Below are 12094 nucleotides of genomic sequence, written 5' to 3'. Positions count from 1 at the left end.
AGGGCGACCCTCGGCCGCCGACACCACTCCGCCGCGCCCCCTCAGCCGGACTCGTCCCGCGACCCGTCCCGTGACCCGTCTCGTGAGTCGTCCCGCGATTCGTCCGGCCGGTGCCGCACCCGCCCCCACAGCCGTCGCGCGCGTGTGAGGGGTCCCGGCCCCTCGCCCCGCCCCCGGTGGCCGTGGACGCGGGGGTCGTCCGTGACGTCGTAACGCTTCACATAGGCGCCCAGGAACGCCTGGAGCGTCGCGACCGCGGGGATGGCGATCAGCGCGCCGACGGCGCCGAGGAGGGCGGTGCCCGCGATGACGGAGCCGAAGGCGACGGCGGGATGGATGTCGACGGTCTTCGAGGTCAGCTTGGGCTGAAGCATGTAGTTCTCGAACTGCTGGTACACCACGACGAAGATGAGCACCCACACGGCGTACAGGGGCGAGACCGTGAAGGCGATCAGCATGGGCAGGGCGCCCGCGAGATACGTGCCGATCGTGGGGATGAACTGCGAGACCACGCCCACCCAGACGGCGAGCACGGGCGCGTAGGGGATGCCGAGCGCCTCGAGCAGGACGTAGTGCGCGACGCCGGAGATCAACGCCATCAGGCCGCGCGAGTACAGATAGCCGCCGGTCTTGTCGACGGCGATCTCCCACGCCCGCAGCACCTCGGCCTGGCGGGCGGGCGGCAGGACGGAACACAGGGCGCGGCGCAGGCGGGGTCCGTCGGCGGCGAAGTAGAACGAGAACAGCGCGATCGTCAGCAGCTTGAAGAGGCCGCCGAGGACCTGTGTGGAGACGTCCAGGACGCCGGCCGCGCTGTTCTGCGCGTACTTCCGCAGCCAGTCGGAGTGGAGCAGGCCCTCCTGGATGTCCACCCGTCTGAGTTCGGTGTGGAACGTGGTGTTGACCCAGTTGATCACCGAGTCGAGGTAGTCCGGGAAACCCTCGATCATCCTGATGATCTGGCCCGCCAGCATCGAGCCCAGCAGCGTGAAGAAGCCGGCGGCCACGATCAGCAGGCCGAAGAAGACCAGGAAGGTCGCGAGCCCCCGGCGCATCCCACGGGCCGCCATCCGGCTGACCGCCGGCTCTATCGCGAGGGCCAGGAAGAACGCGATCAGGATGTTGAGCAGCAGGCCGATGAGCTGATGGAAGGCCCAGGTGCCCAGCTGGAACGCACCGACGAGGGCGAGCGCGAGCACCATGGCGCGCGGAAGCCAGCGCGGCATGCGCGCGCCCTGCCCGGTGCCGCCGTCGGCCGGGGGCGGTCCGGTGGGCGGCGCGGCGCCGAGCGGGGATGGGTGCCGGGCGACCTGCCCGGTCTCGTCAGTGGGTGCCACGGAGCAAGTCTCGCCTACCGCACCGACAATCGGAGCGCCGCCTGCGATCTTCTTGTGGGATCAGCGCATCTCCTGGGGAACGTTCATCACCGTGCACACCACGCGCCACACGTCCTTGGCCTCCCAGCCGTCCGCCAGCGCCCCGTGCACCGTGCGTCCGCCGAGTTCCGCCATCACGTGATCGCGCGCGAACGTCTCGGCGTATCCCGCGCCGAAGTGCTCGTCCATTCGCTGCCAGAAGACCGTCAACCGCATGACACCAGTATCCCGCGCGCGGGGGTGCCCCTCGCCGGGACCGCCTGCCGAGACCGCTTTCCGCCCTACGGTCAACGCATGGCCGAATCCGGAGCATCCCCACTCCCCCCGACGCCCCCGGCGCACTCCCCGCTCTTCCGCGCCGAGCACTTCGTCTGGCTCACCGCGCGCGTGCTGGAGCAGCGCGTCTTCGCGCACGACTTCCTGCACGGCGCCGCCGATCCCGTCGAGACCGCCCTCGACGCCTACCGGAACGAGGACGGCGGATACGGCCACGCGCTGGAGCCCGATCTGCGCGGTCCCGTGAGCCAGCCCCTGCACACCCTGCGGGCCCTGCGCGTCCTGGACTCCGTCGGTCGCCTCGGCGGTCGGCGCGTGGAGCGGGTGTGCCGCTACCTGACCTCGGTCTCCACCGACGACGGCGCGTTGCCGGCGATCCATCCCAGCCAGCGCGGGTACCCGGCGGCCCCGTTCATCCCGATCGTGGACGACCCGCCCAGCGAACTCCTCTCCACCGGTCCGGTGGTCGGCCTGCTGCACCGCAACGACGTGTGGCATGCCTGGCTTTTCAGGGCCACGGACTTCTGCTGGCAGGCCGTCGACGCGCTGGAGCGCTCCCATCCGTACGAGATCCAGGCCGCCGTGGCCTTCCTGGACTCCGCGACGGACCGCCCGCGCGCGGAGGCGGCGGCCGACCGGCTGGGCCGCCTGGTGCGCGCGCACCGGCTCGCCGCGCTGGACCCGGACGACCTGGACGCGTATCCGGTCGCGCCCGGCTACGCCCCCGGCGAGCACCACTTCCCGTACGACTTCGCGCGGACGCCGAGCTCCCTCGCGCGGGCGTGGTTCACCGACGACGAGATGACGCGCTCCCTGGACCACCTCGCCGACGATCAGCAAGAGGACGGCGGCTGGCCCGTCCGGTGGCGCCGCTGGGCACCCGGCACCGCCCTGGAGGCCCGCCCCATCGTGACGATCGAGGCCCTGCGCACCCTCAGGGCCTACGGCCGCTCCATCGGCTGACCCGGCGGGCCGCCGGGCCCGCACATCGCCCGTGGGCCCGGCGCTCCCCGTCCCTCACCCGCCCAGGGCCCGCACCCCCGCCGTCACCCCTACGGCGACCGCGACGACCAGCAGGAAAGGAGCCCGCAGCACGAGGGCGACGACGGCCGCGGCGAGCCCCGCGGCCCTCGCGTCCAGCACGAGCGCGTGCCCGTCCGCGAAGGTCTGCTGGGCGGTGAGGGCGGCGAGCAGGGCGACGGGGAGCAGGGCGGCGAACCGTCTGACGAGGGGCCGTTCGAGAACACCCGCGGGGACGAGCAGTCCGGCGAGCTTGACGGCATAGCAACCGAGGGCGGTCGCGCCGATCGCGATCCAGATGTTCACCGCTCGTCCTCCCCGGTGGGGACCCGACCGGCCGCCGGATCGGCCGCCCGGCCGGCCTGGCGCCGGCCCTCGAAGTACAGGACGACCGGAGCGGCGAGCGCTGCCGCCAGCACGGGCACTCCGGAGGGCAGCACGGGCAGCAGGCCCAGCCCCAGGAGCACCGCGAGCCCGGCGACGGCCCGCTCGGCGGTCGTCTTCAGCATGGGTGCGAGCAGCGCCAGGAAGACGGCGGGCCCGGCCGCGTCGAGCCCCCAGGCGTCCGTGTCCCCGATGGCCTCCGCCCCGAGGGCGCCCAGCAGCGTGGTGAGGTTCCACAGGACGTACAGGGTCAGCCCGGTCACGCCGAAGCCGATGCGCGCGGCACGCCGCCCGGGCTGGGCGAGCGAGACCGCCGCCGTCTCGTCGATCACCCATTGGGCGGCGAACGGGCGCACCGCGCGCGGGAGCGCCAGCGACTGGGACAGCCGCAGACCGTAGAACGCGTTGCGCACGCCCAGGAAGAAGGCGCCCGCGGCCGCCGTCAGGGGATTGCCGCCGGCCGCCAGCGCCCCGACGAGCGCGAACTGGGATGCTCCCGTGAAGACGAGGAGGCTGAGCGCGCAGGTCTGCCACACCGAGAGTCCGCTGCCCGCCGAGGTCACCCCGAAGGCGAACCCGGAGAGTCCTACGGCGATTCCGACCCCGAGGGCGTCCCGGACGACGGCGGCGTCGGGCCGTCCTCCGCCGTCGGCGCGTATGTCCGTGAGAGCTGTCTGTTCTGCCACGCCCACGACGGTAGGAGCAGCCCGCCGGGTGGGTCTTGTACGTTCTTGCGCTCACGCTGGTACGCCCCCGGAGGGACTCCCACGATCCGGGCGAAGTGACGGTTGAGGTGCGGCTGGTCGGTGAACCCCACCGCGACGGCCGCCTCGGCGGGCGCGGTCCCCTCGTCGAGCAGCCGCCTCGCGCGCCGCACCCGGGCGTCCGTCAGCCAGGCATGGGGCGGCAGCCCGTACGTGTCCCGGAAGGCCCGCAGCAGCGCGAACGAGCTGGTCCCCAGGTCCGCGGCCAGTTCCTCCAGCGTCGGCGGATCGACCAACCGTTCCGCCAGCACCGCACGCGCGCGTGCGGCGATCCGCGCCCCGGCCGACCTCACCTCACGCTGCGGCAGCGGTCCGCCGTTGAGCCGCAGCAGTCGCGTCACGGCCACCCGCAGCAGCGTGTCGGCGGCCAGCGCGTTGCCCTCCTCGGCGGCCCTGAGCACCTGATGCACCAGCCCGACGGCGTAGGCGTCGTCCAGCACGGGCCTGACGAAACCCGGGGTGCCACGGAGGGTCGTGGTCTCGGCCGCGATCTCGGCCACCACGTCGGGCGACGGATACACGGCCCCGTACCGCCAGCCCTCCGGCACCCCGGCCCGCCCGGTGTGCGGCGTGTCCGGGTTGACCAGTGCGAGCGTCCCCGCCCCCGCGTACTGATCGGCCCCGCGGTGGTGGAAGACCTCCACCCCCTCGGCGATGGCAGCGATCACGAAGTGCTCGTGGGTGTGCCGTACGAAGGTCTTGCGGACGTACCGGGCCCGGAGCAGATCGACACCGGGCAGCTCCGCATACCGCCAGTGCCGCGCCAGCTCGTCCGTACCAGAACCCGAATGCACCACACACCCATTCTCCGCGACCCGCCACCGGGCCACCCCAGCCCTTGGCCCCCGGCCCCCATTCACCCGTCGCCCCGGCACAGCCACCGCCACCGCCACGCCCCCGACCACTGCCCACAGCCCGCAGCCCGCAGCCCGCAGCCCGCAAGCCCGCACGTCGAGGGGGAGCGCCGCGAGGGAACGTCGTATCCGCAGGTCAGGGCAATTGTCAGTGGCCGGGTGCAGGATGGACGCATGGTCAGCTCCGCACACCGAGCCCTCGACGGCTTCTCCCCCGCGACCCGCGGCTGGTTCACGGGGGCGTTCTCCGCGCCCACCGCGGCCCAGGCGGGCGCGTGGCAGGCCATCGGTGAGGGCGCGGACGTGCTGGTGGTGGCCCCGACCGGCTCCGGGAAGACCCTGGCCGCGTTCCTCGCCGCCCTGGACCAGCTCGCCTCGACGCCCCCGCCGGCCGACCCGAAGAAGCGCTGCCGGGTCCTCTACGTCTCCCCCCTCAAGGCTCTCGCGGTCGACGTGGAGCGCAACCTGCGCAGTCCCCTGACCGGCATCCGCCAGGAATCCGTACGCCTCGGCCTGCCGGAACCGGAGGTCAAGGTCGGGATCCGCTCCGGCGACACCCCGCCCGCCGAGCGTCGCGCGCTGTCCACCCGTCCCCCGGACATCCTGATCACGACCCCCGAGTCCCTGTTCCTGATGCTGACGTCGGCCACGCGCGACGCGCTGACCGGCATCGAGACGGTGATCCTGGACGAGGTGCACGCCGTCGCGGGCACCAAGCGCGGTGCGCACCTGGCGCTCTCCCTGGAGCGGCTGGACGAACTGCTGCCGAAGCCGGCCCGCCGCATCGGCCTCTCGGCCACCGTCCGGCCGGTCGACGAGGTGGCGCGCTACCTGTCCCCGCAGCGCAAGGTGGAGATCGTCCAGCCGAAGTCCGGCAAGGAGTTCGACCTCTCGGTCGTCGTCCCGGTGGAGGACCTGGGCGAGCTCGGCGGTTCCCCGGTCGCCGAAGGCTCCGAAGGCGCGGAACGTCCGTCGATCTGGCCGCACGTCGAGGAGCGGATCACCGACCTCGTCCAGGCCCACCGGTCCACGATCGTGTTCGCCAATTCGCGCCGCCTCGCCGAACGCCTGTGCAACCGGCTCAACGAGATCGCCTACGAGCGGGCCACCGGCGAGCCGCTGGACGAGCACCACTCGCCCGCGGAGCTCATGGGCGGCTCGGGCGCGGCCCAGGGCGCCCCGCCCGTCATCGCGCGCGCCCACCACGGCTCGGTCTCGAAGGAACAGCGCGCGCTCGTGGAGGAGGACCTCAAGGCGGGGCGGCTGCCGGCCGTCGTGGCGACCTCCAGCCTGGAGCTGGGCATCGACATGGGCGCGGTGGATCTCGTCATCCAGGTCGAATCGCCGCCTTCGGTGGCCTCGGGCCTCCAGCGCGTCGGCCGGGCGGGACACCAGGTGGGCGCGGTGTCCACCGGAGTGGTCTTCCCGAAGTACCGCGGTGACCTCGTCCAGGCGGCGGTCGTCACCGAGCGGATGCGCACGGGCTCGATCGAGTCGCTGAAGGTTCCCGCCAACCCCTTGGACGTCCTGGCGCAGCAAATCGTCGCCATGACCGCGCTCGACACCTGGCAGGTCGACGACCTGCTGTCCACGGTCCGCCGGGCGGCCCCGTTCGCGTCCCTCCCGGAGTCCGCGTTCACGGCGGTCCTGGACATGCTGGCCGGCCGCTACCCGTCGGACGCTTTCGCCGAGCTGCGCCCCCGTGTGGTGTGGGACCGCGTCGCGGGCACGATCGCCGGCCGCCCCGGCGCCCAGCGCCTCGCCGTCACCTCCGGGGGCACCATCCCCGACCGGGGCCTGTTCGGTGTCTTCCTGGCGGGCGCGGACCCCAAGAAGGGCGGCGGCCGGGTCGGCGAGCTCGACGAGGAGATGGTGTACGAGTCCCGCGTGGGCGACGTCTTCACGCTCGGCACCAGCTCCTGGCGCATCGAGGACATCACGCGCGACCGCGTCCTTGTCTCCCCCGCCCCCGGAGTCCCGGGCCGGCTGCCCTTCTGGAAGGGCGACCAACTGGGCCGCCCGCTGGAGCTCGGCCGCGCGGTCGGCGCCTTCCTGCGTGAGGTCGGCTCGCTGCCCAAGGACGACGCCCGGCTCCGGCTGCTCACCGCGGGCCTGGACGCCTGGGCCGCCGACAACGTGCTCTCCTACCTGGACGAACAGCGCCAGGCCTGCGGTCACATCCCGGACGACCGCACGATCGTCGTGGAGCGCTTCCGCGACGAACTGGGCGACTGGCGGGTCGTCGTCCACTCCCCCTTCGGGGCCCAGGTCCACGCCCCCTGGGCCCTCGCCCTGGGAGCCAAACTCTCCGAGCGCTACGGCATGGACGCCCAGGTCATGCACGCCGACGACGGCATCGTCCTGCGACTGCCGGACGCCGACCTCATGAGCCTGGACCTGCTCGACCAGGAGCCGTCGAAGGCGGGCACGGAGTACGACGCCGAGCAGGCCCCGGTCGGCGCCGCCGACGTCGTCTTCGACAAGGGCGAGGTCGACCAGATCGTCACCGACCAGGTCGGTGGCTCGGCCCTGTTCGCGGCTCGCTTCCGCGAGTGCGCCGCCCGCGCGCTGCTGCTGCCGCGCCGCAATCCCGGCAAGCGCACCCCGCTGTGGCAGCAGCGCCAGCGTGCCGCCCAACTGCTCCAGGTGGCGAGTGAGTTCGGCTCGTTCCCGATCGTCCTGGAAGCGATCCGCGAGTGTCTCCAGGACGTCTTCGACGTTCCCGGGCTCGTGGAGCTGATGGGGGACCTGGAGGCCCGCAAGGTGCGCCTGGTCGAGGTCACCACCCCGGAGCCGTCCCCCTTCGCCCGCTCACTGCTCTTCGGCTACGTCGCCCAGTTCCTCTACGAAGGGGACTCCCCGCTCGCCGAGCGCCGCGCGGCCGCCCTCTCCCTGGACTCCCGCCTGCTGGCCGAGCTGCTCGGCCAGGCGGAGCTGCGCGAACTGCTCGACGCCGAGGTACTCACGGAGCTGGAGCGGGAACTCCAGTGGCTCACCGAGGACCGCCGGGTGAAGGACGCCGAAGGCATCGCCGACCTCCTGCGCCTTCTCGGCCCGCTCACCGACGCCGAGCTGGCCGAGCGCGGCGCCGAGCCGCACTGGGCGCAGGAGCTGGCCGCCGCCCGCCGTGCCATCCGGGTGCGGGTCGCGGGAGCCGACCACTGGGCGGCGATCGAGGACGCGGGGCGCCTGCGCGACGCCCTCGGCACGGCCCTGCCGGTCGGTGTCCCGGAGGCCTTCACGGAGCCGGTCAAGGAGCCGCTCGGCGACCTCCTGGCGCGCTACGCCCGCACCCACGGACCGTTCACCTCCGCGGCCGCGGCCGCCCGCTTCGGCCTGGGCGTGGCGGTGACCGAGGGCGCCCTCCAGCGGCTCTCGGCCGGCGGGCGCGTCGTGCAGGGCGAGTTCCACCCGGCCGGCATCGGCCAGGAGTGGTGCGACGCGACGGTCCTGCGCAGGCTGCGCCGCCGCTCCCTGGCCGCGCTGCGGCACGAACTGGAGCCCGTCCCGCCGCCCGCGCTGGCCCAGTTCCTGCCCCAGTGGCAGCACATCGGCAAGGGCCACTCGCTGCGCGGCACCGACGGGCTGGTGCGCGCCGTCGAACAGCTCCAGGGCGCCTCGGTGCCCGCCTCGGCCCTGGAGCGGCTCGTCCTGCCGTCCCGCGTGCGGGACTACGCCCCGGCGATGCTCGACGAACTCACCGCGGCCGGCGAGGTGATCTGGGCCGGCGCGGGCGCCCTCCCCGGCAAGGACGGCTGGATGTCCCTGTACGTGGCCGACGCGGCGCCCCTGCTCCTGCCGCCGCCGCACCCTCTGGAGCTGACGGCACTGCACCAGTCGGTCCTGGACACCCTCTCCGGGGGCTACGGGCTGTTCTTCCGCCAGATCGCCGACCAGGTCCGCGCCACCACGCACCCCGAGGCCACCGACCCGCAGCTCGCCGACACGGTCTGGGACCTGGCCTGGTCCGGCCGGCTCACCAACGACACGCTCACCCCCCTGCGCGCCCTGCTGGGCTCGGGGCGCACGGCGGGCTCCACGGCCCACCGTGCCAAGCGCAGCGTCCCACGCGGCCGCTACGGCTCGCTGACGGCCGCGGCCCGCCCCGCTTCCCGCAGCGGCCCCCCGACCGTCGGCGGACGCTGGTCCCTCCTGCCGGCCCACGAGGCCGACGCCACGGTCCGCGCCCACGCCCTCGCCCGTACCCTCCTGGACCGGCACGGCGTGGTGACGCGGGGCGCGGTCGCGGCCGAGGGAGTCGAAGGCGGCTTCTCGGCGACGTACCGCGTGCTGTCCGTCTTCGAGGAGAGCGGTCAGGCCCGCCGCGGGTATGTCGTCGAAGGCCTCGGGGCGGCGCAGTTCGCCATGGACGGCGCCGTGGACCGGCTCCGCGCGGTGGCCAACGCCCGTGACCGCGGCGAGCAACTGCCCGGTCCGAACGCGGCGCCGAGCCCCTCGGACGGCTTCGTCTTCCCCGACAGCTTCCCGTCCGACGGCACCTGGGACGTCCCCGGCCCCGCGGACGGACGGCCTTCCCCCTTCGGCGCCCCGGCGACCTCCGCCGCTCCGGACGGGTACGTCTCGTCCGGCGACTTCGACTCCCCGGGCGCCGGTGGCCCCCGAGGGGGCGGCGGCTTCCCGTACGGCTCGGACGGTCCTGACGGCTCGGACGGACCGCGTGGCTCGGACTTCCCTGCGGGCCCGGCCTTCCCCGACCGGCAGGCAGGTGCCGGCTTCCCCGACCAGCACCGGTCCCGGCGCGCCCAGAACCGCAACCGCTACGGCACCCCGTCCGGCGCCTCCCGCGCGGTCGTCCTCGCCGCCGCCGACCCGGCGAACGCCTACGGCGCCGCTCTGGGCTGGCCCGAGCCACCGAGCGGCGCCGGGCACAAGCCCGGCCGCAAGGCCGGCTCCCTAGTGGTACTCGTGGACGGCGAGCTCACGCTCTACATGGAGCGCGGCGGCAAGACCCTGCTGGCCTGGCCCGCCACGGCGGACGGCGACAGCCCCGCCGACGACCCCCGCCTGCACACCGCCGCGGAGGCCCTCGCGGAGGCCGCCCGCGCGGGCTCCCTCGGCACGGTCACGGTGGAACGCGTCAACGGCGCCTCGGCCCTCACCTCCCCCATCGGCACCCTGCTGGAAGGAGCGGGCTTCATCGCGACCCCTCGCGGCCTGCGCCTGCGCGCATGACCGCCCCACCGCGGCGCCGCACCCCGCCCGGAGCGACTCACATGCCACCCTGGACCCATGCCCGAAGGTGACACGGTCTGGCAGGCGGCGAGGCGACTGCACGACGCCCTCGCGGGCAAGGTGCTGACCCGCTCGGATCTCCGGGTGCCGAAGTTCGCCACCGCCGACCTCACCGGACGCACCGTGCTGGACGTCACCCCGCGCGGCAAACACCTCCTCACCCGCGTCGAAGGCGGCCTCACCCTCCACTCCCACCTGCGGATGGACGGTTCCTGGAAGGTGTTCACGAACGACCAGCGCTGGACCGGCGGCCCGGCGCACCAGATCCGGGCGATCCTCGGCAACCACGACCGCACCGCCGTCGGTTACCGCCTCCCCGTCCTCGAACTTCTGCGTACCGCCGACGAGTCACGGGCCGTCGGCCACCTCGGCCCCGACCTGCTCGGCCCCGACTGGAACCCCGAGCAGGCCCTCGCCAACCTCCTGGCGGACCCTGCCCGCTCCCTCGGCGAGGCTCTCCTCGACCAGCGCAACCTCGCCGGCATCGGCAACGTGTACAAGAGCGAGGTCTGCTTCCTCCTCGGCGTCACCCCCTGGCTCCCCGCCGGTGCCCTCCCCGCCGACCGCGCCGCGAAGCTGCCCGCCCTCGCCAAGAGGCTTTTGGACGCCAACCGGGAGCACCCGGTCCGCAACACGACGGGCGCGCGCGGCCAGAACCTGTTCGTCTACGGCCGCGCACCCCGCCCCTGTCTGCGCTGCGGTACACCGGTCCGGGTCGCCGACCAGGGCGACGGTTCCCGCGAGCGCCCCACCTACTGGTGCCCCGCGTGCCAGACCGGCCCCGCCCCCGCACCGGGCTCCCCACCGACGCGCCGCATCCGCCCCCGCTCGCCCCGGTGACGGGTCACTGGTGTCGGGTGCCGGGTCCTGGTGCCCGGTGACGAGCGACGGGTGACGGGTCGGGCCCCGCAATGACCGTTTCCGGATCCCTCCGTTGACGATGCGCCCGAAAACACCCCGACATCCCACCGCACATGACACCGCACGTGACACCGCAATTGACGGACCGTCAGAAACCCTCGTACCGTCCTTTCATGGCCGTCAAGGCGTACGACCTCACCGGACGCACCGCATTCGTCACCGGGGCCGCAAGCGGAATCGGCCGCGCCTGCGCCGTGCTGCTCGCCGAGGCGGGCGCCACCGTGCACGGCGCGGACCGCGACGCGCGGGGCCTGCACGAAACGGCGACGCTGATCAAGGACCGGGGCGGCACGGCACGCACCCACCATCTGGACGTCACCGACCGCGCCGAGGTCCGGCAGGCCGTCGAGTCGTGCGAGCGGCTGGACGTCATGGCCGCCGTCGCCGGGATCATGCACAGCAGCCCGGTCCTGGAGACCCGGGAGGAGGATCTCGACCGGGTCCTGGCCGTCAACTTCAAGGGTGTGCTGTACGCCTGCCAGGAGGCGGCCCGTCTGATGCTGGCGCGCGACACCGGCGGCAGCATCGTCACGATGGCCTCCGGCGCCGTGGACACCGGCGGCGCCGGCCTGCTCTGCTACGGCGTCGCCAAGGCCGCCGTGGTCCAGTTGACGAAGACCCTGGCGACCGAGGTCGGCCGTTACGGCATCCGAGTCAACGCCGTCGCCCCGGGCTGGATCCGCACCCCCATGACCGACCGACACGACGCCGGCGCACAGGCGCACACCGAGGCGCTCATGGCACGGATGTCGCCCCTGGGCCGGGTCGGCGAACCCGAGGACATCGCCCACGCCGTACTCCACCTGGCGTCGGACGCGTCGGCATTCACCACGGGCCAGATCCTCCGCCCGAACGGCGGCGTGGCGATGCCCTGGTAACCCTCGCAATCGCCGCCCCCGACCACCTCAAGGACCCTCGCAAGCCCCCGCCCTTTTCCCCTCCCGGCGCGTGACCCCGCCCTCTCCCCTCTCCGCGTTCCCCCTCTCCGCGCGCGAGCCTGCCCCACCCAAAGCCACAGCACCCCCGCACCCCACTCGGACCGCTCTCTCCAGCCCCGCACCGCCCAGCCCCGCCCCGCCGCCCCTGCCGCGCCCCGAAACCGACGACACCGCCCCGAATACGAAGCCCCCTGAACCGGTCCCGGTACGCACGGCGCGACTCGCGGCTCGCAACCGCCAGCCCACACAGCCCACAGCCCACAGCCCACAGCCCACAGCCCACAGCCCACAGCCAGAGGATCATCAAC

9 protein-coding genes are annotated in these 12094 nt (G+C 73.7%); 4 read left to right on the top strand and 5 right to left on the bottom strand.

The genetic code is table 11. The features are described from left to right. Window positions 1-41 precede the first annotated feature (41 nt). Entirely contained in the window at window positions 42-1337 is a 1296-nt protein-coding gene (locus tag AOQ37_RS35680; RefSeq protein WP_078890540.1) for an AI-2E family transporter, read from the bottom strand. 60 nt (window positions 1338-1397) lie between these two features. Beyond that, window positions 1398-1592, bottom strand: coding sequence for a DUF3046 domain-containing protein (locus AOQ37_RS35675; protein WP_062650931.1), 195 nt, complete (start codon window positions 1590-1592; stop codon window positions 1398-1400). A gap of 78 nt (window positions 1593-1670) precedes the next feature. Between AOQ37_RS35675 and AOQ37_RS35670 the strand changes: the two genes are divergently transcribed. Then, complete coding sequence (locus tag AOQ37_RS35670) at window positions 1671-2615, top strand: hypothetical protein (RefSeq protein WP_062650929.1); 945 nt, start codon at window positions 1671-1673, stop codon at window positions 2613-2615. 54 nt (window positions 2616-2669) lie between these two features. Here AOQ37_RS35670 and AOQ37_RS35665 read toward each other — a convergent pair whose 3' ends face one another. Genes AOQ37_RS35665 through AOQ37_RS35655 form a run of 3 tightly spaced genes read right to left on the bottom strand, consistent with a single transcriptional unit; the run spans window position 2670 to window position 4617 of the window. Beyond that, window positions 2670-2978, bottom strand: coding sequence for an AzlD domain-containing protein (locus AOQ37_RS35665; protein ID WP_062650927.1), 309 nt, complete (start codon window positions 2976-2978; stop codon window positions 2670-2672). Beyond that, window positions 2975-3742: an AzlC family ABC transporter permease gene (locus tag AOQ37_RS35660; protein ID WP_062651083.1), complete on the bottom strand. Its 768-nt coding sequence runs from the start codon at window positions 3740-3742 to the stop codon at window positions 2975-2977. Before AOQ37_RS35660 ends, AOQ37_RS35665 begins: the two co-directional genes overlap by 4 nt. Next, entirely contained in the window at window positions 3643-4617 is a 975-nt protein-coding gene (locus tag AOQ37_RS35655; RefSeq protein ID WP_234437125.1) for an AraC family transcriptional regulator, read from the bottom strand. Before AOQ37_RS35655 ends, AOQ37_RS35660 begins: the two co-directional genes overlap by 100 nt. Before the next feature lie 231 nt (window positions 4618-4848). Between AOQ37_RS35655 and AOQ37_RS35650 the strand changes: the two genes are divergently transcribed. The 3 genes from AOQ37_RS35650 (at window position 4849) to AOQ37_RS35640 (ending at window position 11726) form a co-directional block, all read left to right on the top strand. After that, the gene (locus AOQ37_RS35650) at window positions 4849-9867 is read left to right on the top strand and encodes an ATP-dependent helicase (protein ID WP_062650924.1); all 5019 of its coding nucleotides are present in this window, start codon (window positions 4849-4851) and stop codon (window positions 9865-9867) included. Between the two features lie 57 nt (window positions 9868-9924). Beyond that, window positions 9925-10767 (top strand): Fpg/Nei family DNA glycosylase, encoded by an 843-nt coding sequence (locus AOQ37_RS35645; RefSeq protein ID WP_062650922.1) that lies wholly within the window; start codon window positions 9925-9927, stop codon window positions 10765-10767. A 194-nt stretch (window positions 10768-10961) separates the two neighbouring features. Then, complete coding sequence (locus AOQ37_RS35640) at window positions 10962-11726, top strand: SDR family NAD(P)-dependent oxidoreductase (protein ID WP_062650920.1); 765 nt, start codon at window positions 10962-10964, stop codon at window positions 11724-11726. Window positions 11727-12094 lie beyond the last annotated feature (368 nt).

This window comes from Streptomyces maremycinicus, assembly GCF_001184025.1.
GTDB classification, from domain to species: Bacteria; Actinomycetota; Actinomycetes; order Streptomycetales; family Streptomycetaceae; genus Streptomyces; species Streptomyces maremycinicus.
Note: the sequence above shows the minus strand (reverse complement) of the source record. Positions and strands in the feature narration are given on the sequence as shown.

Bases quoted from the DNA above. Each gene is read 5' to 3' on its own strand.
- AOQ37_RS35675 (WP_062650931.1), bottom strand. From the start codon at position 1,592: ATGCGGTTGACGGTCTTCTGGCAGCGAATGGACGAGCACTTCGGCGCG.
- AOQ37_RS35670 (WP_062650929.1), top strand. From the start codon at position 1,671: ATGGCCGAATCCGGAGCATCCCCACTCCCCCCGACGCCCCCGGCGCAC.
- AOQ37_RS35650 (WP_062650924.1), top strand. From the start codon at position 4,849: ATGGTCAGCTCCGCACACCGAGCCCTCGACGGCTTCTCCCCCGCGACC.
- AOQ37_RS35645 (WP_062650922.1), top strand. From the start codon at position 9,925: ATGCCCGAAGGTGACACGGTCTGGCAGGCGGCGAGGCGACTGCACGAC.
- AOQ37_RS35640 (WP_062650920.1), top strand. From the start codon at position 10,962: ATGGCCGTCAAGGCGTACGACCTCACCGGACGCACCGCATTCGTCACC.